The following is a 23,988-nucleotide window of genomic DNA, read 5'->3' on the forward strand; positions in this document are numbered from 1 at the left end:
GCATGGGCCACCAGGAGTTCATGTCCCAGGAGGAGGTCGATGCCCTCCTCAAGGGCGTCACCGGCGAAACCGACTCGATCGACGAGCAGCGCGACACGTCGGGCGTTCGCCCCTACAACATCGCGACGCAGGAGCGGATCGTCCGCGGCCGGATGCCCGGCCTCGAGATCATCAACGACCGCTTCGCGCGTCTGTTGCGGATCGGCATCTTCAACTTCATGCGGCGCACGGCGGAAATCTCCGTGAGCCAGGTGAAGGTGCAGAAGTACAGCGAGTTCACCCGCAACCTGCCGATTCCGACGAACCTGAACCTGGTGCACGTGAAGCCGCTGCGCGGCACGTCGCTGTTCGTGTTCGATCCGAACCTCGTGTTCTTCGTCGTCGACAACCTGTTCGGCGGCGACGGGCGCTTTCACACGCGCGTCGAGGGCCGCGACTTCACGGCCACCGAGCAGCGGATCATCGGCAAGCTGCTGAACCTCGTGTTCGAGCACTACACGACCGCATGGAAGAGCGTGCGGCCGCTGCAGTTCGAATTCGTGCGCTCGGAGATGCACACGCAGTTCGCGAACGTCGCGACGCCGAACGAGATCGTGATCGTCACGCAGTTCTCGATCGAGTTCGGGCCGACGGGCGGCACGCTGCACATCTGCATGCCGTATTCGATGGTGGAGCCGATCCGCGACGTGCTGTCGTCGCCGATCCAGGGCGAGGCGCTCGAAGTCGACCGCCGCTGGGTGCGCGTGCTGTCGCAGCAGGTGCAGTCGGCCGAGGTCGAGCTGACCGCGGATCTCGCGGAAATCCCGGCGACCTTCGAGAAGATCCTGAACCTGCGCGCAGGCGACGTGCTGCCGCTGGAGATCGACGACACGATCACCGCCAAGGTCGACGGCGTGCCGGTGATGGAATGCGGCTACGGCATTTTCAATGGTCAATATGCGTTGCGCGTGCAGAAGATGATCAGCGCGGGCGACACGATGAAGGAAGGTGGATATGAGTGAGCTGAACACGACGACGCCCGAACTCGACGCGCAGGCCCTCGCCGACGCGGCGCTCGCGGAATCGGCCGCAGCGGCGACCCCGGCCCCGGCCGCGCCGGCGGCAGCGGCAGCGGCAGCGCCTGCCGCGGACGAAGAACAGGGCCTCGACGACTGGGCCGCCGCGCTCGCCGAGCAGAACGAGCAGCCGGTGGTGGCCGGCGCGACCGGCGCCGGCGTGTTCCAGCCGCTGTCGAAGGCCGCGGCGAGTTCGACGCACAACGACATCGAGATGATTCTCGACATCCCGGTCAAGATGACCGTGGAGCTGGGCCGCACCAAGATCGCGATCCGCAACCTGCTGCAGCTCGCGCAGGGTTCGGTCGTCGAGCTCGACGGCCTCGCCGGCGAACCGATGGACGTGCTCGTGAACGGCTGCCTGCTCGCGCAGGGCGAGGTCGTGGTGGTCAACGACAAGTTCGGCATCCGGCTGACCGACATCATCACGCCGGCCGAACGCATCCGGAAGCTGAATCGGTGAACGTCGTGAAGGCCGCCCGCCGTGCCCACCGCTTCGCCGTCGCCACCCTCCCGGCCATCCTGGCCGGGGCGGCGGCGCTCGCGAGCACCGGCGCCGGCGCGGCCGACATGAACGCGGTGAACCACGCCGGTTCGATCGCGTCGAGCGTGATGGTCGGCTCGGCCGCGCCGTCGCTCGGCGTCGGCGCGGTGCTGCAGACGCTGGTCGGGCTCGCGGTCGTGATCGGCCTGGTGTTCGGCTGCGCGTGGCTCGCGCGCCGCTTCGGGTTCCAGCCCGCGCGGCGCGGCGGCCCGCTGAAAGTCGTGTCGAGCGTCGGGCTCGGCGCGAAGGAAAGCGCGACGATCGTCGAGATCGGCGACACCTGGCTCGTGCTCGGCGTCGCGCCGGGCAACGTGCGCCTGCTGCATACGCTGCCGGCCGGCTCGGTGCCCGACGCGGCCGTCGTGTCGACGTCGCCCGGCGCCGCCTCCGCCTCCGCCGACGCGAACGCGTCCGGCCCGTTCGGCGCGCGGTTTCGCGACGCGCTCGCCGGCGAAGCCGCGAAGCGCTTCGGGCGCGGCAAGGAGCGCTGACATGGCGCCGCGTCACCCATCCGTACCCGCATTCCGATGAAACACGACTTCCTGCGTCACGCGGCGCGCTTCGCGCCCGTGCTGATCCTCGGCCTCTTCCCCGCGCTCGCCTGCGCGCAGGCGGCCGGCCTGCCCGCGTTCAACACGAGCCCGGGCCCGAACGGCGGCACCACCTATTCGCTGAGCGTGCAGACGATGCTGCTGCTCACGATGCTGTCGTTCCTGCCGGCGATGCTGCTGATGATGACGAGCTTCACGCGCATCATCATCGTGCTGTCGCTGCTGCGCCAGGCGCTCGGCACCGCGACGACGCCGCCGAACCAGGTGCTGCTCGGCCTCGCGATGTTCCTCACCTTCTTCGTGATGTCGCCGGTGCTCGACAAGGCCTACAACGACGGCTACAAGCCGTTCTCCGACGGCTCGCTGCCGATGGAGCAGGCCGTGCAGCGCGGCGTCGCGCCGTTCAAGGGCTTCATGCTGAAGCAGACCCGCGAGACCGATCTCGCGCTGTTCGCGAAGATCTCGAAGGCCGCGCCGATGCAGGGGCCGGAGGACGTGCCGCTGTCGCTGCTGGTGCCGGCGTTCGTCACGAGCGAGCTGAAGACGGGCTTCCAGATCGGCTTCACAATCTTCATTCCGTTCCTGATCATCGACCTGGTGGTCGCGAGCGTGCTGATGTCGATGGGGATGATGATGGTGTCGCCGTCCACCGTGTCGCTGCCGTTCAAGCTGATGCTGTTCGTGCTGGTCGACGGCTGGCAGCTGCTGATCGGCTCGCTCGCGCAGAGCTTCACGTAAGCGGAGGAAGACGCGATGACACCCGAACAGGTGATGACGCTGGCGCACCACGCGATGATGGTCGGCCTGCTGCTGGCCGCCCCGCTGCTGCTGGTCGCGCTCGCGGTCGGCCTCGTCGTGAGCCTGTTCCAGGCCGCGACGCAGATCAACGAATCGACGCTGTCGTTCATCCCGAAGCTGCTCGCGGTCGCGGCGACGCTCGTGATCGCCGGCCCGTGGATGCTGACGACGATGCTCGACTACCTGCGGCAGACGCTGCTGCAAGTCGCGACGCTCGGCGCCAGCTGAGCGGCCCGCGCGGCCCCGCTTCCCCGCGATGTTCTCGGTTACCTACGCGCAGCTCAACGGCTGGCTGACCGCCTTCCTGTGGCCGTTCGTGCGGATGCTCGCGCTCGTCGCGACGGCGCCCCTGGTCGGCCACGGGGCGGTGCCCATGCGCGTGAAGATCGGCCTCGCGGCGTTCATGGCGCTGGTCGTCGCGCCCACGCTCGGCGCGATGCCCGGCGTGACCGTGTTCTCCGCGCAGGGCATCTGGATCATCGTCACGCAGTTCCTGATCGGCGTGTCGATGGGCTTCACGATGCACCTCGTGTTCGCGGCCGTCGAGGCGGCCGGCGACTTCATCGGGCTGTCGATGGGGCTCGGCTTCGCGACCTTCTTCGATCCGCATTCGAACGGCGCGACGCCGGTGATGGGCCGCTTCCTGAACGCGGTCGCGATGCTCGCGTTCCTCGCGGTGGACGGCCATCTGCAGGTGTTCGCGGCGCTGGCCGCGTCGTTCCAGACGCTGCCGGTGTCGGCCGAGCTGCTGCATGCGCCCGGCTGGCATACGCTCGCCGCGTTCGGCGTGACCGTGTTCCAGATGGGGCTGCTGCTCGCGCTGCCGGTCGTCGCCGCGCTCCTGATCGCCAACCTCGCGCTCGGCATCCTGAACCGCGCGGCGCCGCAGATCGGCATCTTCCAGATCGGCTTCCCGGTCACGATGCTGGTCGGGCTGTTGCTCGTGCAACTGATGATCCCGAACCTCGTGCCGTTCGTGTCGCACCTGTTCGACATGGGCCTCGACGGGATCGGCCGCGTGCTGCAGGGCTGGCGCTGACGCGGCCCCGCCCGCCCCATTTGCTGGAAAACCCCTAACCGAATCGCCGCGTCGCGAAAGGTTGCGGAAGGCTTCGCGTCCCTATACTCGTCGTGACGATGCGCCACGCATCGCGCCATACGAATACAACGAAGGAGACGACCCGATGCGACCCATCCTGCGCACCCTCGCCGTTGCAGCCAGCCTGAGCTGCGCGCTCGCCGCTCACCCCGCGCTCGCCGACGACGGCGGCAAGATCACGATCATGGTCGGCGGGATCGCCAAGCTCATCTATCTGCCCGCGCGGCTCACGCAGGAACTCGGCTACTTCAAGGCCGAAGGGCTCGACGTCGAGCTGCTGTCGCAGCCGGCCGGCGTCGATGCCGAGAACGAGCTGCTGGCGGGCGCCGTGCAGGGCGTCGTCGGCTTCTACGACCATACGGTCGACCTGCAGAGCAAGGGCAAGGAAGTGAAGGCGATCGCCGTGTTCGGCCAGGTGCCCGGCGAGGTCGAGATGGTGTCGACCAAGGCCGCGCCGACGTTCAGGACGATGGCCGACGCCAAGGGCAAGACGCTCGGCGTGACGGGCCTCGGCTCGTCGACCAGCTTCCTCACGCAATATCTCGCGCTGCAGCGCGGCGTGCCGTCGACGCAGTACACGATGCTGCCGGTCGGCGCCGATGCGAGCTTCATCGCCGCGATCAAGCAGGGCCGCATCGACGCCGGGATGACGACCGAGCCGACGGTGTCCGCGCTCGAGAAGATGGGCGACGCGAAGGTGCTGGTCGACATGCGCACCGTCGAAGGCACGCGCGCCGCGCTCGGCGGCACCTACCCGGCCGCGAGCCTGTACGTGCAGTCCGCGTGGGCCGATGCGCACAAGGCGGAAGCGACCAAGCTGGCGCACGCGTTCGCGAAGACGATGCAGTTCATCCACACGCACAGCGCCGAGGAGATCGCCGCGAAGATGCCGGCCGATTACCAGAAGGACAAGGCGCTGTACGTGGCCGCGCTGAAGGCGTCGCTGCCGATGTACACGGCCGACGCGAAGATGCCGGCCGACGGCCCGGCGACCGTGCTGAAGGTGCTGTCGGCGTTCAACCCGTCGGTGAAGGGCAAGCACATCGATCTGGCGCGCACCTACACCAACGACTTCGTGAATGCCAAATGAGCGCGCCATGAACGCGCACGGTGCCCGCGCCGGCGGCCGGCTGCCGCCGTGCGCGCACCGCAGGCCCGGCTGACCGGCCCGGCGCCGCCGCTGCGGCGCCCTCTTCACCCGCAGGACGAATGCGATGAACCAGGCAGTTTCCCCGAGCACACCGGCGATCGAGTTTCGCAACGTGTCGTGCCGCTTCATTTCGCCGGAAGGCCGCGCGACGGTGGCGCTGCGCGAATTCAGCATGAGCGTCGCGCGCGGCGAGTTCATCGCGATCGTCGGCCCCACCGGTTGCGGCAAGTCGACCACGCTGAACCTGATCACCGGGCTGCTGAAACCGGCGTCGGGCGAGGTGCGCGTGATGGGCCGGCCGGTCGACGGGATCGACCCGCGGATCGGCTTCGTGTTCCAGGCCGACGCGGTGTTTCCGTGGCGCAACGTGATCGACAACGTTGCGGCCGGCCCGCTGTTTCGCGGCCGCTCGAAGGACGTGGCCTACGCGCAGGCCGACGAATGGATCCGCAAGGTCGGCCTCGACAAGTTCGCGAAGCACTACCCGCACCAGCTGTCGGGCGGGATGCGCAAGCGCGTCGCGCTCGCGCAGACCTTCATCAACCAGCCGGAAATCCTGCTGATGGACGAGCCGTTCTCCGCGCTCGACATGCAGACGCGCACGCTGATGCAGGACGAGCTGCTGCAGCTGTGGTCGGCGAACAAGGGCTCGGTCGTGTTCGTCACGCATGATCTCGAGGAGGCGATCGCGCTCGCCGACCGCGTGTTCGTGCTCACCGCGCGCCCCGCGACGCTCAAGCGCGTGTACGAGATCGACCTGCCGCGCCCGCGCGTCACGTCGGAGGTGCGCTACGACGCGCGCTTCATCGAGATTTCGAAGGACATCTGGCACGACCTGCGCGAAGAAGTGCAGATCGGCTGACGCCTGCGCCGCCCGCGCACGCGACCCACCGCCAAGGACAGGAGCATGACCGACATGACGCTTCCCCCCACCGCCCTGCCGGCGACCACGCTCGAGGACGACGAGCGCGCCGCGCAACGCCGGCTGCGCCGCCGGCGCAATCTGATCGTCGCGCTGCGCATCGCCGTGCTCGTCGTCGTGCTCGGCGGCTGGGAGCTCGCCGCGCGCCTGAAGTGGATCGATCCGTTCTTCTTCTCGATGCCGTCGCTGATCTTCGAGCAGATCCAGGACTGGTTCGTCAACGGCACGTCGCAAGGCCCGTTGCTCACGCAGGTGTGGGTCACGCTGGAGGAAACCGCGATCGGCTTCGTGATCGGCTCGGTCGCCGGCGTGATCTGCGGCATCGTGCTCGGCCGCAACAAGCTGATGGCCGACGTGTTCGGCCTGTACATCCAGATCGCGAACTCGATTCCGCGCGTGGTGCTCGGCTCGGTGTTCGTGATCGCGCTCGGCCTCGGGATGGCGTCGAAGATCGCGCTGGCCGTCGTGATGGTGTTCTTCGTCGTGTTCGGCAACGCGTTCCAGGGCGTGCGCGAAGCGGACCGCTACCTGATCGCGAACGCGCAGATCCTCGGCGCGTCGCGCCGGCAGATCACCACGTCGGTCGTGATTCCGTCCGCGCTGAGCTGGATTCTCGCGAGCCTGCACGTGAGCTTCGGCTTCGCGCTGGTCGGTGCGGTGGTCGGCGAATTCCTCGGCTCCAAGCAGGGCATCGGGCTGCTGATCTCCACCGCGCAGGGCGCGTTCAACGCGAGCGGCGTGTTCGCGGCGATGATCGTGCTGGCCGTGGTCGCACTGGCCGCCGACTACCTGCTGACGCGGATCGAGAAGCGCCTGCTGAAATGGCGTCCCGCCGCGTTCTGAGCCGCGCCCGGCCGACCGCATCCACGAACCGCGCCGGCCGCCCCGGCGCGGTTCGGCATTGAGGAGACGCCATGGCGCACAGCCTGCGCGGGCGGCTGCTATGGTGGTTGCTGCTGCCGCTCGCGGCCTTCGTGCTGATCGCCGGCGCGATGTCGTACGACACCGCGCGGCGCACGGCCGCGCTCGTGCAGGACAGCGCGCTGATCGCATCGGCGCGCACGATCGGCGAGGACGTCGAATGGCGCAACGGGCTGCCGGTCGCCGACGTGCCGCCGGCCGCGCTGGAGATCTTCGAGTCGCCGTCGCGCGACTCGGTGTTCTACAAGGTGATCGACGGCCACGGCCGGCTGCTCGCGGGCAACCCGGCGCTCGATGCACCGGCGCGGCACCGCGCCGAGCCGACGCTGTACGACACGACGCTCGAGCATGTGCCGCTGCGCGCCGTCGCATACGATCGCCAGCTGTACGACGAGGGACGCGTCGAGACGGTCACGGTCGTCGTCGCGAAGACGGCGCGCTCGTACGACGCGATGGTCGCGACGATCTGGCGGCCGCAGCTGCTGCGCCTGTCGCTGATGCTGGTGCTCGCGATCGTGCTCGTCTATCTCGGCCTCACGCTGGAGCTGCGGCCGCTGATGAAGCTGAAGGACGACGTCGCCGACCGCGGGCCGATGGAGCTGGAGCCGATCCGCCCGGAGCGGCTGCAGCACGAGCTGCGGCCGATCGTCGATGCGATCAACCAGTGCATCGCGCGGCTCAACACGCACACGGCGACGCAGCGGCGCTTCATCGCCGACGCCGCGCACCAGCTGCGCACGCCGATCGCCGTGCTCGACACGCAGATCCAGTACGCGCGGCGGCCCGATCATGGCGACCGCGAGCTGGCGGCGGTGCTCGACAGCATGCAGCGCGGCAGCCGCAAGATGGCCGACGTGACCGACAAGCTGCTGCTGCTCGCGCATGCGGAAGCCACGCCGTCGACGCTGCTCACGCAGCGCGTCGATCTCGCGGCCGTCGTGTCGAGCGTGCTGGAGGAAGCGATCGTGCTCGCGCAGCGGCGCGCGATCGACCTCGGCGCGGATCTCGGCGAGCGGCTCGACGTCGCCGGCAGCGACAGCCTGCTGAGCGCGCTGGTGTCGAACCTCGTCGACAACGCGGTGCGCTACACGCAGCCGGGCGGCTGCGTGACGGTCGCCGCGCGCCGCGACGGCCGCGCGGTCGTGCTCGACGTGATCGACGACGGCCCCGGCATTCCGGCCGAGGCGCGGCCGCACGTGTTCAAGCGGTTCTACCGCGTGTCGGCCGATACCGAGGGCTCCGGCCTCGGCCTCGCGATCGTGCGCGAGATCGCGCAGGCGCACGGCGGCAGCGCCGTGCTCGCGCCGGGCCCGGGCAATCGCGGTATCGTCGTGACCGTGCGGCTGCCCGCTTACGACTGAAGATACGAATCGCCATGAAACTGCTGCTGGTCGAAGACAATGCCGAACTCGCGCACTGGATCGTGAACCTGCTGCGCGGCGAGGACTTCGCGGTCGACTGCGTCGGCGACGGCGAGCGCGCCGACACGGTGCTGAAGACGGAGCGCTACGACGCGGTGCTGCTCGACATGCGGCTGCCCGGCATCAGCGGCAAGGAAGTGCTCGCGCGGCTGCGGCGCCGCAACGACAACGTGCCGGTGCTGATGCTGACCGCGCACGGCTCGGTCGACGACAAGGTCGACTGCTTCGGCGCGGGCGCCGACGACTACGTCGTCAAGCCGTTCGAATCGCGCGAGCTGGTCGCGCGCATTCGCGCGCTGATCCGGCGACAGGCCGGCGTCGGCACCGCGCAGCTCGTGTGCGGCGACCTCGTCTACGCGTTCGGCACGCGCGAGTTCCGCTGCGGCGACGCGCTGCTCGCGCTGCGGCGCCGCGAGCATGCGATTCTCGAAACGCTGATGCTGCAGCAGAGCAAGACGGTGTCGAAGGCGCGGCTGATGGACAGCGTGTTCGCGCTCGACGACGAGCCGAGCGCCGATGCGATCGACATCTACATCCACCGGCTGCGCAAGCATCTCGCGGGCAGCACGGCCGAGATCATCACGCTGCGCGGCCTCGGCTATATCCTGCGCGCGAAGCCCGCGCAGCACTGACGCGCGCGCTCTCTTGCCTCACGCGCCTCGCGCAACAATTCGTAGTACGGAAATTCACCACCGACCCGGCGATGCATCGCGCGGCTCGCCGCCGCTCGCGTGCGCGACCTGCCTTCGTCGCGGCTTCGGTGTTTTCACCGACGCAGATGCTTGCCGCGGGAAAGCGACGTGAAGGATTGCACCTTCTACGATGCTACGCGTCGGCCCCATGCGGCCGTCACCATGCGGCGTACGTTTCGTACCGCCAACGAATTGACTTCAATGCGGCAGCCCGGAGGAGACGATCTTGAAACGAACCACCCTTGCCCTTTCCATCGCGGCGACAGGCCTCTGCGCCGGCACCCACGCGCACGCGCAGTCGAGCGTGCAGCTGTACGGGCTGATGGACCTGAGCTTTCCGACCTACCGGACCCACGCCGATGCGAACGGCAATCACGTGATCGGCATGGGCAACGAAGGCGAGCCGTGGTTCAGCGGCAGCCGCTGGGGCCTGCGCGGCGCGGAAGACATCGGCGGCGGCACCAGGATCATCTTTCGCCTCGAGAGCGAATACGTGGTCGCCAACGGCCAGATGGAAGACGACGGCCAGCTGTTCGACCGCGACGCGTGGGTCGGCGTCGAGGATCCGCGCCTCGGCAAGCTGACGGCCGGCTTCCAGAACACGATCGCACGCGACGCCTCGGCGATCTACGGCGACGCGTACGGCGCCGCGAAGCTGACGACCGAGGAAGGCGGCTGGACCAACTCGAACAACTTCAAGCAGATGATCTTCTACGCGGCCGGCCCGACCGGCACGCGCTACAACAACGGCGTCGCGTGGAAGAAGGTGTTCGGCAACGGCATCTTCGCGAGCGCCGGCTACCAGTTCAGCAACTCGACCGCGTTCGCGACCGGCTCCGCGTACCAGGTCGCGCTCGGCTACAACGGCGGACCGTTCGCGGTGTCCGGCTTCTACAACCACGTGAACCACGGCGGCTTCACCAACCAGACGTTCTCGGTCGGCGGCAACTACGCGTTCAGCATCGTGCGCCTGAACGCCGGCTACTTCCGCTACAACGGCGACCAGGGCTCGCTCGGCCAGCGCCACGACGATTCCTGGACGGTGTCGATGAAGATCGCGCCGCGCGGCCCGCTCGACTACGAGCTCGGCTACCAGCAGATGCGCGTGAAGAACGCCGCATACAACGCCGACGGCTTCGTGCCGAACGCCAACCTCGGCGCGTTCAGCCTGACCAGCGGCGTCGGCAACGGCTTCAAGGAGACGCTCTACGGGTCGGTGTTCTACCACCTGAGCAAGCGCACCGAGGTGTACCTCGCCGGCGACTACATGAAGCTGCATGGGGGCTACACGGTGGCGTCGACGTTCGGCGCGAAGAACCAGCTCGAGCTGACGTCGGGGATTCGCACGCGCTTCTGACCGGACCGGGGCCGCCCGGCCCCGTATCGCGCGCGCCCGATGCGCGCGGCGGGCACGGCGACGCCCTCGCGCCGACCGTGCCCCTTTTTTCTGCCGTCGCTGCCGCAGCACCGCATCTGCCGCGACCCGCGCGTCGTGCGCCGGCCGCGAGGCCCGCCCCGACTCGCCTCGCGGGCCGCCCGACGGGCGTTTCCCGGCCGATGCGCGCACGCTCGCCTCACATCGGTGCTTGACCTGCGCCGACCGACTCGCTAGCGTTTCGGGTTTGCCCGGGCGGCCCTTGCCGCCGGTGCCGCGAGTGCGCCCGATGTCCTGGCGCACGCGGCCGGGCTCCGATGGAAAAGACGATGCAGAAACTCGATGCGGCGAGCCCGCTGGCGATGTCGACGGATTTCACCGCCGACAACGTCGCGCGCCTGAAGGCGCTGTTCCCCGAACTCGTGACCGAAGGCCCGCACGGCGCGTCGGTGGACGTCGACGTGCTCAAGGCGCTGGTCGGCGAGCACACCGTCGGCGCCGCCGACGAGCGCTACGGCTTCCACTGGCACGGCAAGCGCGGCGCGCGCCAGGCCGCGCTCACGCCGTCGACCGGCACGCTGCGCCCGTGCCCCGACGACAGCGTCGCGTGGGACGACACGCGCCATCTCGTGATCGAGGGCGACAACCTCGACGTGATGAAGCTGCTGCACAAGAGCTACGCGGGCAAGGTGAAGCTCGTCTACATCGACCCGCCGTACAACACCGGCAGCGATTTCGTCTACGCGGACGACTTCAGCGACAGCATCCGCCATTACCTCGCGATGACGGGCCAGACCGACGCCGGCGTGAAGCGCAGCACCAACACCGAGGCGAACGGCCGGTTCCACACCGACTGGCTGAACATGATGTATCCGCGGCTGAAGCTCGCGCACGCGCTGCTGTCCGACGAAGGGCTGATCGCCGTGCACATCGACGAGCACGAGGTGCATGCGCTCGTGCTGATGCTGCGCGAGATCTTCGGCGAGGAGAACGAGCTCGGCGTGGCCGTGTGGGACAAGCGCAATCCGAAGGGCGACGCGCGCGGCATCGCGTACCAGCACGAGTCGCTGGTGCTGTTCGCGCGCAACGCCGAGACGCTGCTCGAACAGGCGCCGCTGAAGCGCCCGAAGCGCAACGCGCAGCGCATGCTCGATGCCGCGCACGACGCCGTGTACCGCAGCGGCAACGCAAAGGACGCGCAGAAGGCGTACCGCGCGTGGATGAAGGCGCAGACCAACCTGTCCGGCGGCGAGGTGATGTACGACCGGCTGTCCGCCGACGGGCGCGTGTACCGGCTCGTGTCGATGGCGTGGCCGAACAAGAAGAAGGCGCCGGACGAGTATTTCACGCCGCTGATCCACCCGGTCACCGGCAAGCCGTGCGCGATGCCGGCGCGCGGCTGGCGCAATCCGCCCGCGACGATGCAGGCGCTGATCGAGCGCGGCCAGATCGAATTCGGCCCCGACGAGACCACCCAGCCGCAGCGGATCTACTACCTCGACGAGAACATGTACGAGAACGTGCCGTCGGTGCTGCCGTTCGCCGGCTCCGACGACGCGCTGCTGAAGGCGCTCGGCATCCCGTTCGACCAGCCGAAGCCGGTCGATTTCGCGGCGGCCGTGATCGGCTGGTGCACGCGCGGCGACGACATCGTGCTCGACTGCTTCGCCGGCTCCGGCTCGACCGGCCACGCGGTGATGCAGGTGAACGCGACCGACGGCGGCGCACGCCGCTACATCCTCGTGCAGCTGCCCGAAGCGCTCGACCGTCGCGACAAGGCGCAGCAGGCGGCCGCCGATTTCTGCGCGAAGCTGAAGAAGCCGGCGACGCTCGCCGAAGTCACCAAGGAGCGGCTGCGCCGCGCCGCGCAGCAGGTCGCGCGCGACTATCCGGAAAGCTATGGCGACCTCGGCTTTCGCGTGTATCGCCTCGACACCACCAACGTGATCGAGTGGGATCCGCGCCGCGACGACTTCGACCATGCGCTGTTCGCGTCGGTCGAGCACGTGAAGACCGGCCGCAGCGAAGACGACCTGCTCGCCGAGCTCACGCTCAAGCTCGGCCTCGATCTGTGCACGCCGGTCGAGCATCACCAGGTGGCCGGCAAGACGGTGCACCTGATCGGCCGCGCGATCGTCGCGTGCTTCGACGCGCGCATGTCGCGCGACGACGCGGGGCCGCTCGCCGACGGCATCGTCGAGCTGCTCGATGCGACCGGCGCGACGCGCGACGTCACGTGCCTGTTCCGCGACAGCGGCTTCGTCGACGACGTCGCGAAGCTCAATCTCGCCGCGCTGCTCGAGCAGCACGGCGTGAAGCGCGTGCGGAGCCTCTGATGCGGCTGCATTTCGAAGCGGATCTCGACTACCAGCGCGACGCGATCGACGCCGTCTGCGACCTGTTTCGCGGCCAGGAATCGTATCGCGGCGACTTCAGCGTGCTCGCGAACGCCGCGCCCGGCACGACGGCCGCCGCGCAAGGCTCGCTCGGCTTCGCGGTGTCGGAGCAAGGCGTCGGCAACCGGCTGTCGCTGACCGACGACGCGCTCGCGCGCAACCTCGCCGACGTGCAGCTGCGCGGCGGGCTGCCGCCGTCCGGCCAGCCCGGCTCGCGCGACTTCACCGTCGAGATGGAAACCGGCACAGGCAAGACCTACGTGTACCTGCGCACGATCTTCGAGCTGAACCGCCGCTACGGCTTCACGAAGTTCGTGATCGTGGTGCCGTCGATCGCGATCAAGGAAGGCGTGCACAAGACGCTGTCGATCACCGAGGATCATTTCCGCGCGCTGTACGCGGGCGTGCCGTACGACTACTTCCTGTACGACTCGGCGAAGCTCGGCCAGGTGCGCCACTTCGCGGCGAGCGCGGCGATCCAGATCATGGTGATGACCGTCGCCGCGATCAACAAGAAGGAAATCAACAACCTCTACAAGGACAGCGAGAAGACCGGCGGCGAGAAGCCGATCGACCTGATCCGCGCGACGCGGCCGATCGTGATCGTCGACGAGCCGCAGAGCGTCGACGGCGGCCTCGAAGGGCGCGGCCGCGAGGCGCTCGCCGCGATGGCGCCGCTCTGCACGCTGCGCTACTCGGCCACCCACGTCGACCGGCATCACATGGTGTATCGGCTCGACGCGGTCGACGCTTACGAGCGCAAGCTCGTCAAGCAGATCGAGATCGCGTCGGCGATCGTCGAGGACGCGCACAACAAGCCGTACGTGCGGCTCGTCGGCGTGTCGAACCGGCGCGGCGCGATCAGCGCGCGCATCGAGCTCGACGTGGCGACCGCGGCCGGCGTGAAGCGGCAGATCGTGTCCGCGACCGACGGCGACGATCTCGAACGGCTGACCAAACGCGCGCTGTACGCCGGGCTGCGCATCGGCGAAGTGCATGCGGTCAAGGGCGCCGAATACGTCGAGCTGCGCCATCCGGAAGGCGACGCGTTCCTGTCGCTCGGCGAGGCGTTCGGCGACATCGACACGCTCGCGGTGCAGCGCGAGATGATCCGCCGCACGATCCGCGAGCATCTCGACAAGGAGCTGCGCCTCGCCGAGCGCGGCGTGAAGGTGCTGTCGCTGTTCTTCGTTGACTCGGTCGAGCGCTATCGCCGCTACGACGAGAACGGTACGCCCGTCAAAGGCGACTACGCGCTGATCTTCGAAGAGGAATATGCGCGCGCCGCGCGGGTGCCGGCCTATCGCGCGCTGTTCGACGGCGTCGACATCGCCCGCGAGGTCGAGCGCGCGCACAACGGCTACTTCTCGATCGACCGCAAGGGCGGCTGGACCGACACGAGCGAGAGCAGCGCCGCCGCGCGCGAGAACGCCGAGCGCGCGTACGGGCTCATCATGCGCGAGAAGGAAGCGCTGCTGTCGTTCGACACGCCGCTGAAGTTCATCTTCTCGCACTCGGCGCTGAAGGAAGGCTGGGACAACCCGAACGTGTTCCAGATCTGCACGCTGCGCGACATCCAGACCGAACGCGAGCGCCGTCAGACGCTCGGCCGCGGGCTGCGCCTCGCGGTCGACCAGGACGGCGAGCGCGTGCGCGACCCCGGCGTGAACACGCTCACCGTGATCGCGACCGAGCGCTACGAGTCGTTCGCGGAGAACCTGCAGAAGGAAATCGAGGCCGACACCGGCATCCGCTTCGGGATCGTCGAGCAACACCAGTTCGCGGCGCTGCCGGTGCAGGAAGGCGACGGCCCCGCGCATGCGCTCGGCATCGAGCTGTCGCGCATGCTGTGGACGCATCTGCACGAGCAAGGCTACGTCGACGCGCAGGGCAAGGTGCTCGACCGCCTGAAGGACGCGCTGCGCCGCAGCGCGCTCGTGCTGCCCGACGCATTCGAGACGCTGCGCGCGCCGATCGTCGCGACGCTTCGCAAGCTGTCGGGCCGCTTCGCGGTGCGCAACGCGGACGAGCGGCGCGCGATCGCGCTGCGCCGCGATGCGTCCGGCAAGGCCGTGATCTTCGGCGACGCGTTCCGCGCGCTGTGGGAACGCATTCGCCATCGCACCGTGTACAGCGTGGACTTCGACAACGCGAAGCTGGTGCGCGACTGCACGACGGCGCTGCGCGACGCGCCCGACATCGCGCGGGCGCGGCTGCAATGGCGCAAGGCCGAGATCGACATCGGCAAGGCCGGCATCGAGGCGATCGAGGTGGCGGGCGCCGGCACGGTGCTGCTCGACGAAGGCGAACTGCCGTTGCCGGACCTGCTCACCGAGCTGCAGGACCGCACGCAGCTCACGCGCCGCTCGCTCGCGACGATCCTCGCCGACAGCGGCCGGCTCGACGACTTCCGCGTGAATCCGCAGCAGTTCATCGCGCTGGCCGCCGACGCGATCAACCGCTGCAAGCGGCTCGCGCTCGTTGCGGGGATCTCGTACAGGAAGCTCGGCGATCGTCACGTGCACGCGCTCGAATCGTTCGAGAGCGAGGCGCTCACCGGCTACCTGCGCAGCCTGCGGCTCGATGCGCGCAAGTCGATTCACGAGGCGGTGGTGTGCGAGACGGACGCGGAGCGCGCGTTCGCCGATGCGCTCGAAGCGCACGACGGCGTGAAGCTGTACGCGAGGCTGCCGGCGTGGTTCCGCATCGCGACGCCGCTCGGCGGCTATCACCCGGACTGGGCCGTGCTCGCGGAACAGGATGGCGGCGAGCGGCTCTATTTCGTCGTCGATACGCCGAACGCCGACGACGCCGTGCCGAGCGAGCACGAGCGCGCGAAGCTCGCGTGCGGCGCCGCGCATTTCCGCGCGCTGGCCGATGGCGAAGATGCGGCGCGGTTCGTGCGCGTCGCGCAGGTCGATGCGCTGTTCGAGCCCGGTGCGGCGGCGGGCGGCCGCGCGGGTTGATGCGAAGGGCGGCGCGAGCCGCCCTTTTTTCATTTGGGGGGACGCGCTTCCCTCCTTCGATACGAACGATCCGTCCGTCGTCCGCGGGAAAGCGGTTCGTATTCCGACGCGTTCTCACGCGCCGTTACGGCTGGTTGCAAATCAGGGTCGAGACGGCGAGCAACGACCGGCCTGCGATGCCGCGCGCGCCCATGAAAAAAGCGCGCCGAAGCGCGCTTGTTCCGTCCGCACGGGCACGCTTACAGCGTGCGGCCGAGCGCGTTGCGATGCCCGTGATGCGTCGAGGTCGCCGTCGTCGCATGCGCGGTATGGCCGTGCGTATGCGCGTGACCGTGGCCGGGCTGCACGCCGGCGCGGTCGGCGATCGTGTCGGAGCGATCGGCCGCGCGTGCGAGGCCCTTGTCGCGGTCGCCCGAGCGGAAGCCGTTCGAATTGCTCAGCGCGTCGCCGCTCATGTGGCTGCCGGACATCCCGCCCGCGTTGCCGCCCATCCCGCCCATCCCGCCTGCGCCATGGCCGCCGCCACCACCACCGCCATTGCCGCCAGCAGCCGCCTGTGCGCCGGCGGCCCCGAGTGCGAGCAGCGCCGCTGCCAGCACGGACAGATATCGTTGAGTTTTCATCGTTTGCTCCCTGAAGCGCGTTCGGATGACTGCATTCTACGAACGCGCGGTTTTCGCGCGGCGCGACGTTGTAAATGATCGTAACGCGGCGTGTGCACGCATTCGTCCGATCAATTTCCGGCCCACCGGCGTGCGACAACGACAGCGACCGGCGGCGACCGGCGGCGACCGGCGGCGACGGTGTCGCGGCGCCGCCGGTCGTCGTGGTTCACTGCGCCGTCTGCGATGCGGCCGCGGCCGCCTTGCGCTGCGCCGCCTGCTCCTGCTCGTGCTTCTTCGCCAAATGGCGGCCGACGAGACAGCCGCCGACCGCGCCTACCACCGCATGGTGCCCGACGTAGTGGCCGGCAACGCCGCCCACCGCCGCGCCCTTGATGCAGCCGGCAGCCTGCGCGCTACCGATCGTTGTGAGCGCAACAGCCGCGGCGGCCGTCAACGTTCCGATGTATCGAATGGGGTTCATGCGATCACGCTCCTCGTGTCGATGCGATCAATGTTGTCGTGTGCGTGTCGCGGCGCTCAGTCCCAGCGGCCGCGCCAGCCGCCGCCGTCGCGCCAGCCGCGCTCGCGCCACTCGTGTTCTCGCCATTCGCGGCGGCGCCATTCATGTTCGCGCCACGCGCGCGCACGCCAGTCGTCGTCGCGATAGCCCACCGGCGCGTACATCACCGGCGGCGGCGGTGCGACGTAGACGGGCGCCGGCGCCGCGTAGACGCCCGGCACGCCGATCCCGACCGACAGGTCGACGTGCGCCGACGCGACGCCCGACGCTGCGAGCGCCGCTACACCGAGAACTGCACCGAGAATAAGTTTCTTGCTCATTTCGCGACTCCCTGCACGTATCGTGCGTGATGTGACTACGGTTCGGAGTCTAGGCAGCGCGGGCCGACACAGGTGAAACCGGTCTGCGAGACCGGTAACGGGCGATTACGGCGCCCGTGAAGCCTTGCTGCGCAAGGAGACGCGCGATTCGACACGCCGTTGCGACGGCGCATCGAATCGACGGAGACGGAAATTATTGCCGCAAGGCGGCCGGTGCGGCGTGCCCGGCCGCTACGCGCGGATATCGTCGACGCTGCGCAGCCAGTGCACGCTGAACAGCTCGTCGGCGTCGGTCCACACGGTGTCGGGCTCGAAGCCCGCGCGCCGCGCGATCGCATGGAAGCCGTCGATCGTGAACTTGTGCGAGTTCTCCGTGTGGACGCGCTCGCCGGCCTCGAAGCAGAACGCGTGGCCGCGCACGTGCACCGTCTGCGCGACATCGCTGACGAGATGCATCTCGATGCGCTGCCGCTCGCGATCGTAGAACGCGCAATGCGAGAAGGCGTCGACGTCGAAATCCGCGCCGAGCTCCGCGTTCGCGCGCACCAGCAGGTTGAGGTTGAACTGCGCGGTGACGCCCTGCGCGTCGTTGTACGCACGATGCAGCGTGCACTCGTCCTTCACCAGATCGGCGCCGACCAGCAGGCCGCCGCCGCGCAGCAGCCGTGCGGCGTCGCGCAGGAACGCATCGGCTTCTTCCGGCGAGAAGTTGCCGATCGTCGAGCCGGGGAAAAAGCCGATGCGTCGCCGCGGCGTGTTCGTGAGCTCGGCCAGTTGCTCGGCCTTCGTGTAGTCCGCGGCGAGCGGCGCGACGTCGAGCCATGGATACGCGGCGCGCAGGCGCGCGGCCGCGCCGTGCAGATAGTCGGCCGAGATGTCGATCGGCACGTAGCGCGCCGGCGCGTTCGCATAGTTGTTCGCGCAGGCGTCGAGCAGCACGCGAATCTTCTCGAGCGAGCCCGCGCCGAATTCGACGATGTCGGCATGCGGGCCGACGCGCTGCACGATCTCGGCCGCGCGGTCGCGCAGGATGCCGAGCTCGGTGCGCGTCGGGTAGTACTCCGGCAGCTCGCAAATGCGGTCGAACAGCGCGGAGCCGGCCGCATCGTAGAAGTACTTCGGCGGAATGCTGCGCGGCGTGCGCGACAGCCCGTCGATCAGGTCGCGCTCGAACGCGCTCGGCCGCGCCTCGCGGGCGGGTTGCTGGCCACCGCTCGTGGCCGTCAGGTCAGACGTCTCGCGCAAGTCGCACTCCCGTGAATTGCCAGCGCGCGGCCGGCGGAAAGAAATTGCGGTACGTCGGCCGCGCGTGGCCCGGCGGCGTCGCGATGCTGCTGCCGCGCAGGACCTGCTGGCCGACCATGAACTTGCCGTTGTATTCGGCCGCGACGCCGGCCAGCGGCCGAAAGCCCGGATACGGCTCGTACGACGAACGCGTCCACTGCCACACGTGGCCGAGCATCTCGCGCACGCCGTCCACGCCAAACGCGGCTTCCCATTCGAATTCGGTCGGCAGGCGTGCGCCGGCCCATTCCGCGTACGCGGCCGCCTCGTAGAAGCTCACGTGGCACACCGGCGCATCGGGCGCGAGCGGTTCGACGCCATGCAGGCCGAACGCGCGCCATTCGCGTACGGTTTTCGCGGTGCGGTCATCGTCGGCGATCCAGTATGCCGGCGCGCACCACCCTTCGCGCTGCACGGTCGCCCAGCCGTCGGACAACCAGAGTTCGGCGCGCGTGTAGCCGCCGTCCGCGATGAAGGCCGCGAATTCGGCATTCGTCACGAGGCGGTTCGCGATCTCGCACGGCTGCACGAGCGCCGTATGGCGCGGCCGCTCGTTGTCGAACGAGAACGCGTCGCCGTCGTGGCCGATCTGGACGAGGCCGCCCGGCTGACGCAGCCAGCGCAGCGCGCCGGCGTCGCCCGCGGCGAGCGCCGCTTGCGCGTGCGCGCCGTCGCGCGGCCGGAACGCAGGCTTGAGCGGGTTGCACGAGAACGCGTGCAGCATGTCGGTGACGATCAGCTCCTGATGCTGCTGCTCGTGATGCAGGCCGAGCTCGACCTCCGGTGCGATCGCGGCCAGCAAGGCGGGATCCGCAGCGTCGAGTGCGTGCTGCAGCGCTGCGTCGACATGCTGCCGGTACGCATGCACGCGCTCGAGCGACGGACGCGTGAGCAGCCCGCGCTGCGGCCGTGGATGACGCGGGCCGAGCGCTTCGTAATACGAGTTGAACAGGAACTGGAACGCGTCGTCGAACGGCGCGTAGCCGGGCACGCGGCGCATCAGCACGACGGTTTCGAAGAACCAGGTGGTATGCGCGAGGTGCCACTTCACCGGGCTCGCGTCGGGCATCGACTGCACGGCCTGGTCTTCGGCCGACAGCGTCGCGGTCAACGCGAGGCTATGGGCGCGCACTTCCTGGTAACGGCGCTGAAGCTGGGATGCAAGGAGGCTCATCGGTTTACCGTCCACGTCGCGATTCGCTGCGTTGCGTTGCCGGGAAAAGGACAGCGTTGCGCTCGGATGCGCGCGGCTGACGTGCGACCTTCGTTGCTGCGTCGTCGGGCGGTAGATTCTGCGTCACTTCGTCTGCCCGTGCAGAACAGTATGGGCCAGAAATGTGACCGTCGCGAATCGGATTTCGGGTGAAACGATAGCGAAAGAGGAATGAAAGCATGGGTTCCACGAAGCTCGGATGGGCGGCGGGCGGTCGAATGCAGGTAGCGCAATGTGTCGCAACGCGCCCGCAATTCGCATGCCCGAGCGTCGATTCTGCCGACATCTGGTGACAAGCGCCCTGAGCGCGTGAAAGCTGCGATGACGCTGCGGCGTCTCCATGCGCGCGATACCGGGCGCGCTGCGCTTCGGATTGGACGCTCGTCGCACATGACCTGCAATCGCGCTGCATCGCCCCGCCGCTTCCGTTCGTTGAAATTTTTTTCGCGTCGATGTCACACGCGGCAGGTGTCGCTCGTCATGTCGTCTGAATCCACCCGAAAGGAGAAGCAACCATGACAGCGAAACTCAATCCGTTTGCCGCCGCGCCCGCGCTGATGAAGAGCTGGATGACCGTATCGGTCGCCGCTGCCGGCAGCCTCGAGCCGACGCTGACCGAGCTCGTCAAGATCCGCGCGTCGCAGATCAACGCGTGCGCGAACTGCCTTAACATGCACACGGTCGAAGCGCGCGCGCGCGGCGAGACCGAGCAGCGCATCAATCTGCTGGCTGCGTGGCGCGAGGCGCCCTGCTACACCGATCGCGAACGCGCGGCGCTCGGCTGGACCGATGCGCTGACGCGGCTGTCCGAAGGCCACGATGCGCGCGCAGCCGCGTATGCGGCGCTGGTCGATCAATTCAGCCAGGAGGAACAGGTGAAACTCACGCTGATGATCAACGTGATCAACGGCTGGAACAGGCTCGCCGTCGGCTTCGGCTTGTGGGTCGATCCGGCCGAAGCGAAGGCTGACGCCGCGAACCTGGTGGCCTGATGACGAACGTCGATCCGTCCGCGGGCGGCGCCGAAGGCAGTGACGACGCAGCGACGAGCTTCGATCCGCTGCGCCGTACGTTGATCCGCGTCGCGTACCGGATGCTCGGCTCCGTCGCCGATGCCGAGGACGTCGTGCAGGACGCGTTCATCCGCTGGATGGACGTCGATCGCGACGACGTGCGCGTGCCCGAGGCGTTCCTGCGCCGGATGGTGACGCGCATGTGCATCGATCAGCTGAAGTCCGCGCGGCATCAGCGCGAGACCTATATCGGCCCGTGGCTGCCCGAGCCGATCGTCGACGAAGACGTGCAGGGGGACGTGACGCTGCCGCTGCTGCTCGCGCTCGAACGGCTGTCGCCGCTGGAGCGCGCGGCGTTTCTGTTGCACGACGTGTTCGGTCTCGAGTTCGACGAGATAGCGACGACGATCCAGCGCGAACCGGCTGCGTGCCGCCAGCTCGCTGCGCGGGCGCGCACACACGTGCGCGACGCGCGGCCGCGTTTTCATGTCGAGAAGCAGCGCGGAATCGAGTTGGCCGAGGCGTTCTTCGCGGCGTCGCGCAGCGGCGACATGCGGGCACTCGGCGCGCTGCTCGCCGAGGACGTGAGCCTGCATTCGGACGGCGGCGGCAAGCGCTCGGCCGCGGGCAAGCCGGTGTTCGGGTTCGACCGCGTGATGAAGGTGCACGCGTTTCTCGCGCGGCTGTTCGCGACGCATGCATCGAAGCTCGTGCGGGCCGGGTTCATCAACGGCTTGCCGGGCTTCGTCACGCTGGAGGCCGACGGCGAGTTGCAGACCACGGCGCTCGAAGTCGACGACGGGAAGATCGTCGCGATCTATGTCGTGCGCAATCCGGACAAGCTGAAGCATCTGCATTGAAGGCGCGCGGCGGGCGATTCGTGCGCCCGCTTGGCTGCTTGCAGCGCACGCGTATGCGTGATTTCGACCGCAAAAAGAAAAACGCCACGCGATGTTGCCGCGTGGCGTTCGTATGTTTGGCGAGCCGACTGCCTGTAGGCAATGCGTGCTGCCAGACCCCTTCATTTATTCGTTGGTAGGCTCGATTGGATTCGAACCAACGACCCCCACCATGTCAAGGTGGTGCTCTAACCAACTGAGCTACGAGCCTAAGAAGCCGCGAATTATAGAGAGGGTTTTCAGACAGCACAAGCCCCTTCGTGAAAATTTTTTGAACCGGTGTGCGGGGCGGCTGGCGGTTGGTGTCGGGGCGGCGAAGTCGGGACGTTGCGCTCGTGTCGTCGCGTCACAGCAAAACGTGTCGGTGCGCTGTGACGTTATGCACATCGCCCTCTGGATAACCGGCTCGGAAGCCTCTGGATTCACAGTGGAACGATTGGGGATACGTCGGCGCGGCTGTGAATCGACGAAAAGTTGTTCTGTGCTGCACAGAGATTTGCGTCTGCTTTGCGGCGGGTTATGCGTTGCGGTTCGGGCTTTGGATTCAGGGGGTTAAGGAGGTTATCCACTGTGAGGCCGTGCGCTTGTTAACTATCACTACGTATGTATACGAATCCTGTTAACACCTTTGGATAAGCACAGTCCGGAGACTGTGATCCGGGGTGGATGTGCACTGCGTGCGGTGGGGGAGAACCTAATCTGGGCGCTGTGAGCGGGGCCAAGGTCTGGATGGGACGCACAGATCAATTGTTTGATAGCTTGGGGCCGGAGCTAGCTTGGCGAGCTCAAGCTGCATTGGGTGATGTGCTGCCTGGTAAAGCCGCGTAGCTCGGAAGCGGCGCGGCAGGCGAAGCGTCCTGGGGAGTGGTCTGCACAGGAAACGCTCGTGCCGGTGATGCGGCTCTCCATCACGTTTGGTTAACCGGAAGCAAACCAGTTCGAAGCGCTGTGCAGCTCGCCGGCCGGCTGTGCAAGCCGCTGCATGGAGGCGTCGTTGGCTCGAGAATGAAGAGACCCATACAAAGATGAGCGACAGCAACGTGAGTCCCACGACGCGAATTGGAAGCGTGGTACGAAGTTCAACGATGACGAAGACGATCAAGCAATACGACATGGCCGACGATGCGACCCGGCGCAGAATTTTCTGGCTGCTTCAACGGCTGACCAGCTTCTCGCTCTGGAAGCGCAAGCGCGAAGACTTTGCGATCTTCGCGAACGAGTACGAGAACGCGGTAAAGACTTGGCCCGAAGATGATCCGGAGCGCGTGCACGCAGATCATTTGCCAACCATCTTCGAAATTCTCGCTTCTTACGATCGAGGCTTGACCGAACTAGCCCGCGGGTATCGATTCGTGTGGCAGTGTGGCGAGCCGCTGGAATACGCGATTGATCGGTATAACTATTTGAATGCATATTTTTTCCCCCACCAGGATTACTGGGAGCGTGGTGCGCAATTCGCCGCTTACCCGCCAAAGATCGATGCGCTGGCCAAACTTCTGCATGCATCGGAATACCAGATGGAGAACGCTCCGTTGGAGCCGTCGAGTTTGAACAACGATCTCGCACAACTGCGCTCGGTCGGACTGCTGCTGTCTCCCGGTGCATACGACTACACCTTCTACACGCTTCCGTATCCGGTATTTCCAGCGAACCTGCCGGAGGTTCCGGAACCCGTGGGCCCGGTGGTCAAATCTGGTGACAAAGTGCCTTGTGACGGCATCTGGGAGCCCGTTACCGTCGAGCAATCGAAGTTGCTGGGCGTTGTGCCGGTCGGCAATCGCAGCTTGCACAACAACGGCTGCTTCAACTATTTCATTCGTGACATCCGCGCGCCGAACCTCCGGGATGACGAGACGCGAACGCCCGTCAAGACGCACTGGCGGCTGTTGTGGGAAGACAAGCGATACGCGGACGGCATCATCCCCGACGAATCGGAGTACTTCCTCGATCCGCCTTCAGCGCCGGCGTCCGACCGCGACCCCGTCGCGCAGGTCCGCACGAGCGATATCTGCCCGGTGACCGGCGATTGGCAGACGGACGAATACGGCGGCAAGGTGCTGCGCGTCGAAGCCGGGGCGGCGATGCCCGACATGCTGGTCCGGGACAATCTGGGGGAGCTCAAGGTGCACTGGGTGACGTGGCGTCTGGTGAAACGCGCGTAGTGCGCAGACGGCAAGGGCGCGCAAATGCCGCCCGTGCTGCCGTAGCGCTTGGCTTCTGAGTGTGGACAACCGGCACGCAACA

The 23,988-nt window shown here is 67.7% G+C and carries 22 protein-coding genes and 1 tRNA gene; 17 read left to right on the plus strand and 6 right to left on the minus strand.

All coding sequences use genetic code 11. The annotated features are described in order from the left end of the window. Nucleotides 1–2 precede the first annotated feature (2 nt). From fliM to AK36_RS13560, 14 genes are all read left to right on the plus strand, one after another. Complete coding sequence (fliM, locus tag AK36_RS13495) at nucleotides 3–1,001, plus strand: flagellar motor switch protein FliM (protein WP_011882756.1); 999 nt, start codon at nucleotides 3–5, stop codon at nucleotides 999–1,001. Then, nucleotides 994–1,518, plus strand: coding sequence for a flagellar motor switch protein FliN (gene fliN, locus AK36_RS13500; protein ID WP_045578652.1), 525 nt, complete (start codon nucleotides 994–996; stop codon nucleotides 1,516–1,518). The genes fliM and fliN overlap by 8 nt, the downstream gene beginning before the upstream one ends. After that, the gene (fliO, locus tag AK36_RS13505) at nucleotides 1,515–2,090 is read left to right on the plus strand and encodes a flagellar biosynthetic protein FliO (protein ID WP_045578653.1); all 576 of its coding nucleotides are present in this window, start codon (nucleotides 1,515–1,517) and stop codon (nucleotides 2,088–2,090) included. Before fliN ends, fliO begins: the two co-directional genes overlap by 4 nt. A gap of 36 nt (nucleotides 2,091–2,126) precedes the next feature. Further along, a complete protein-coding gene (fliP, locus tag AK36_RS13510) occupies nucleotides 2,127–2,888 on the plus strand; it encodes a flagellar type III secretion system pore protein FliP (protein ID WP_011882753.1) in 762 nt (253 codons plus the stop codon). 15 nt (nucleotides 2,889–2,903) lie between these two features. Continuing rightward, nucleotides 2,904–3,176 (plus strand): flagellar biosynthesis protein FliQ, encoded by a 273-nt coding sequence (fliQ, locus tag AK36_RS13515; RefSeq protein WP_045578654.1) that lies wholly within the window; start codon nucleotides 2,904–2,906, stop codon nucleotides 3,174–3,176. Nucleotides 3,177–3,204: 28 nt separating this feature from the next. Further along, the gene (fliR, locus tag AK36_RS13520; RefSeq protein ID WP_014722130.1) at nucleotides 3,205–3,987 is read left to right on the plus strand and encodes a flagellar biosynthetic protein FliR; all 783 of its coding nucleotides are present in this window, start codon (nucleotides 3,205–3,207) and stop codon (nucleotides 3,985–3,987) included. 145 nt (nucleotides 3,988–4,132) lie between these two features. Beyond that, nucleotides 4,133–5,137, plus strand: a complete 1,005-nt coding sequence (locus tag AK36_RS13525) for an ABC transporter substrate-binding protein (RefSeq protein WP_014722129.1) — start codon at nucleotides 4,133–4,135, stop codon at nucleotides 5,135–5,137. Between the two features lie 124 nt (nucleotides 5,138–5,261). Further along, nucleotides 5,262–6,059: an ABC transporter ATP-binding protein gene (locus tag AK36_RS13530; RefSeq protein ID WP_011882749.1), complete on the plus strand. Its 798-nt coding sequence runs from the start codon at nucleotides 5,262–5,264 to the stop codon at nucleotides 6,057–6,059. Between the two features lie 45 nt (nucleotides 6,060–6,104). After that, nucleotides 6,105–6,962, plus strand: coding sequence for an ABC transporter permease (locus AK36_RS13535; protein WP_011882748.1), 858 nt, complete (start codon nucleotides 6,105–6,107; stop codon nucleotides 6,960–6,962). A gap of 71 nt (nucleotides 6,963–7,033) precedes the next feature. After that, nucleotides 7,034–8,401: a sensor histidine kinase gene (locus tag AK36_RS13540; RefSeq protein ID WP_045578655.1), complete on the plus strand. Its 1,368-nt coding sequence runs from the start codon at nucleotides 7,034–7,036 to the stop codon at nucleotides 8,399–8,401. A 14-nt stretch (nucleotides 8,402–8,415) separates the two neighbouring features. Continuing rightward, complete coding sequence (locus AK36_RS13545) at nucleotides 8,416–9,093, plus strand: response regulator (protein ID WP_045578656.1); 678 nt, start codon at nucleotides 8,416–8,418, stop codon at nucleotides 9,091–9,093. Nucleotides 9,094–9,379: 286 nt separating this feature from the next. Then, entirely contained in the window at nucleotides 9,380–10,510 is a 1,131-nt protein-coding gene (locus tag AK36_RS13550; RefSeq protein ID WP_034193009.1) for a porin, read from the plus strand. A 335-nt stretch (nucleotides 10,511–10,845) separates the two neighbouring features. After that, the gene (locus AK36_RS13555) at nucleotides 10,846–12,864 is read left to right on the plus strand and encodes a site-specific DNA-methyltransferase (protein WP_014722124.1); all 2,019 of its coding nucleotides are present in this window, start codon (nucleotides 10,846–10,848) and stop codon (nucleotides 12,862–12,864) included. Further along, the gene (locus AK36_RS13560; RefSeq protein ID WP_045578657.1) at nucleotides 12,864–15,890 is read left to right on the plus strand and encodes a type III restriction-modification system endonuclease; all 3,027 of its coding nucleotides are present in this window, start codon (nucleotides 12,864–12,866) and stop codon (nucleotides 15,888–15,890) included. Before AK36_RS13555 ends, AK36_RS13560 begins: the two co-directional genes overlap by 1 nt. Nucleotides 15,891–16,129: 239 nt before the next feature. Here the strand turns inward: AK36_RS13560 and AK36_RS13565 are convergent, their stop codons facing one another. The 5 genes from AK36_RS13565 to egtB all read right to left on the minus strand — a co-directional run bounded on the left by AK36_RS13565 (nucleotide 16,130) and on the right by egtB (nucleotide 19,793). Then, nucleotides 16,130–16,513 carry a hypothetical protein gene (locus tag AK36_RS13565; RefSeq protein WP_034193012.1) on the minus strand — a complete coding sequence of 128 codons (384 nt, stop codon included), beginning with the start codon at nucleotides 16,511–16,513 and terminating at the stop codon, nucleotides 16,130–16,132. Nucleotides 16,514–16,721: 208 nt separating this feature from the next. Then, the gene (locus AK36_RS13570) at nucleotides 16,722–16,976 is read right to left on the minus strand and encodes a glycine zipper 2TM domain protein (protein WP_045578658.1); all 255 of its coding nucleotides are present in this window, start codon (nucleotides 16,974–16,976) and stop codon (nucleotides 16,722–16,724) included. A gap of 56 nt (nucleotides 16,977–17,032) precedes the next feature. Then, nucleotides 17,033–17,335, minus strand: coding sequence for a hypothetical protein (locus AK36_RS13575; RefSeq protein ID WP_011882740.1), 303 nt, complete (start codon nucleotides 17,333–17,335; stop codon nucleotides 17,033–17,035). A gap of 231 nt (nucleotides 17,336–17,566) precedes the next feature. Further along, nucleotides 17,567–18,580: an L-histidine N(alpha)-methyltransferase gene (gene egtD / locus AK36_RS13580; RefSeq protein WP_045578659.1), complete on the minus strand. Its 1,014-nt coding sequence runs from the start codon at nucleotides 18,578–18,580 to the stop codon at nucleotides 17,567–17,569. Continuing rightward, nucleotides 18,564–19,793: an ergothioneine biosynthesis protein EgtB gene (gene egtB, locus AK36_RS13585; protein WP_045578660.1), complete on the minus strand. Its 1,230-nt coding sequence runs from the start codon at nucleotides 19,791–19,793 to the stop codon at nucleotides 18,564–18,566. Before egtB ends, egtD begins: the two co-directional genes overlap by 17 nt. Nucleotides 19,794–20,347: 554 nt before the next feature. Between egtB and AK36_RS13590 the strand changes: the two genes are divergently transcribed. Then, a complete protein-coding gene (locus AK36_RS13590) occupies nucleotides 20,348–20,824 on the plus strand; it encodes a carboxymuconolactone decarboxylase family protein (RefSeq protein ID WP_045578661.1) in 477 nt (158 codons plus the stop codon). Continuing rightward, nucleotides 20,824–21,705 carry a sigma-70 family RNA polymerase sigma factor gene (locus tag AK36_RS13595; RefSeq protein ID WP_045578662.1) on the plus strand — a complete coding sequence of 294 codons (882 nt, stop codon included), beginning with the start codon at nucleotides 20,824–20,826 and terminating at the stop codon, nucleotides 21,703–21,705. Before AK36_RS13590 ends, AK36_RS13595 begins: the two co-directional genes overlap by 1 nt. Nucleotides 21,706–21,878: 173 nt before the next feature. Here the strand turns inward: AK36_RS13595 and AK36_RS13600 are convergent. Continuing rightward, nucleotides 21,879–21,955: transfer RNA gene (locus tag AK36_RS13600), tRNA-Val, on the minus strand. A gap of 874 nt (nucleotides 21,956–22,829) precedes the next feature. Here AK36_RS13600 and AK36_RS13605 point away from each other — a divergent pair. Then, nucleotides 22,830–23,906 (plus strand): Imm72 family immunity protein, encoded by a 1,077-nt coding sequence (locus AK36_RS13605; protein WP_045578663.1) that lies wholly within the window; start codon nucleotides 22,830–22,832, stop codon nucleotides 23,904–23,906. Nucleotides 23,907–23,988 lie beyond the last annotated feature (82 nt).

This window comes from Burkholderia vietnamiensis LMG 10929 (assembly GCF_000959445.1).
Lineage (GTDB): Bacteria > Pseudomonadota > Gammaproteobacteria > Burkholderiales > Burkholderiaceae > Burkholderia > Burkholderia vietnamiensis.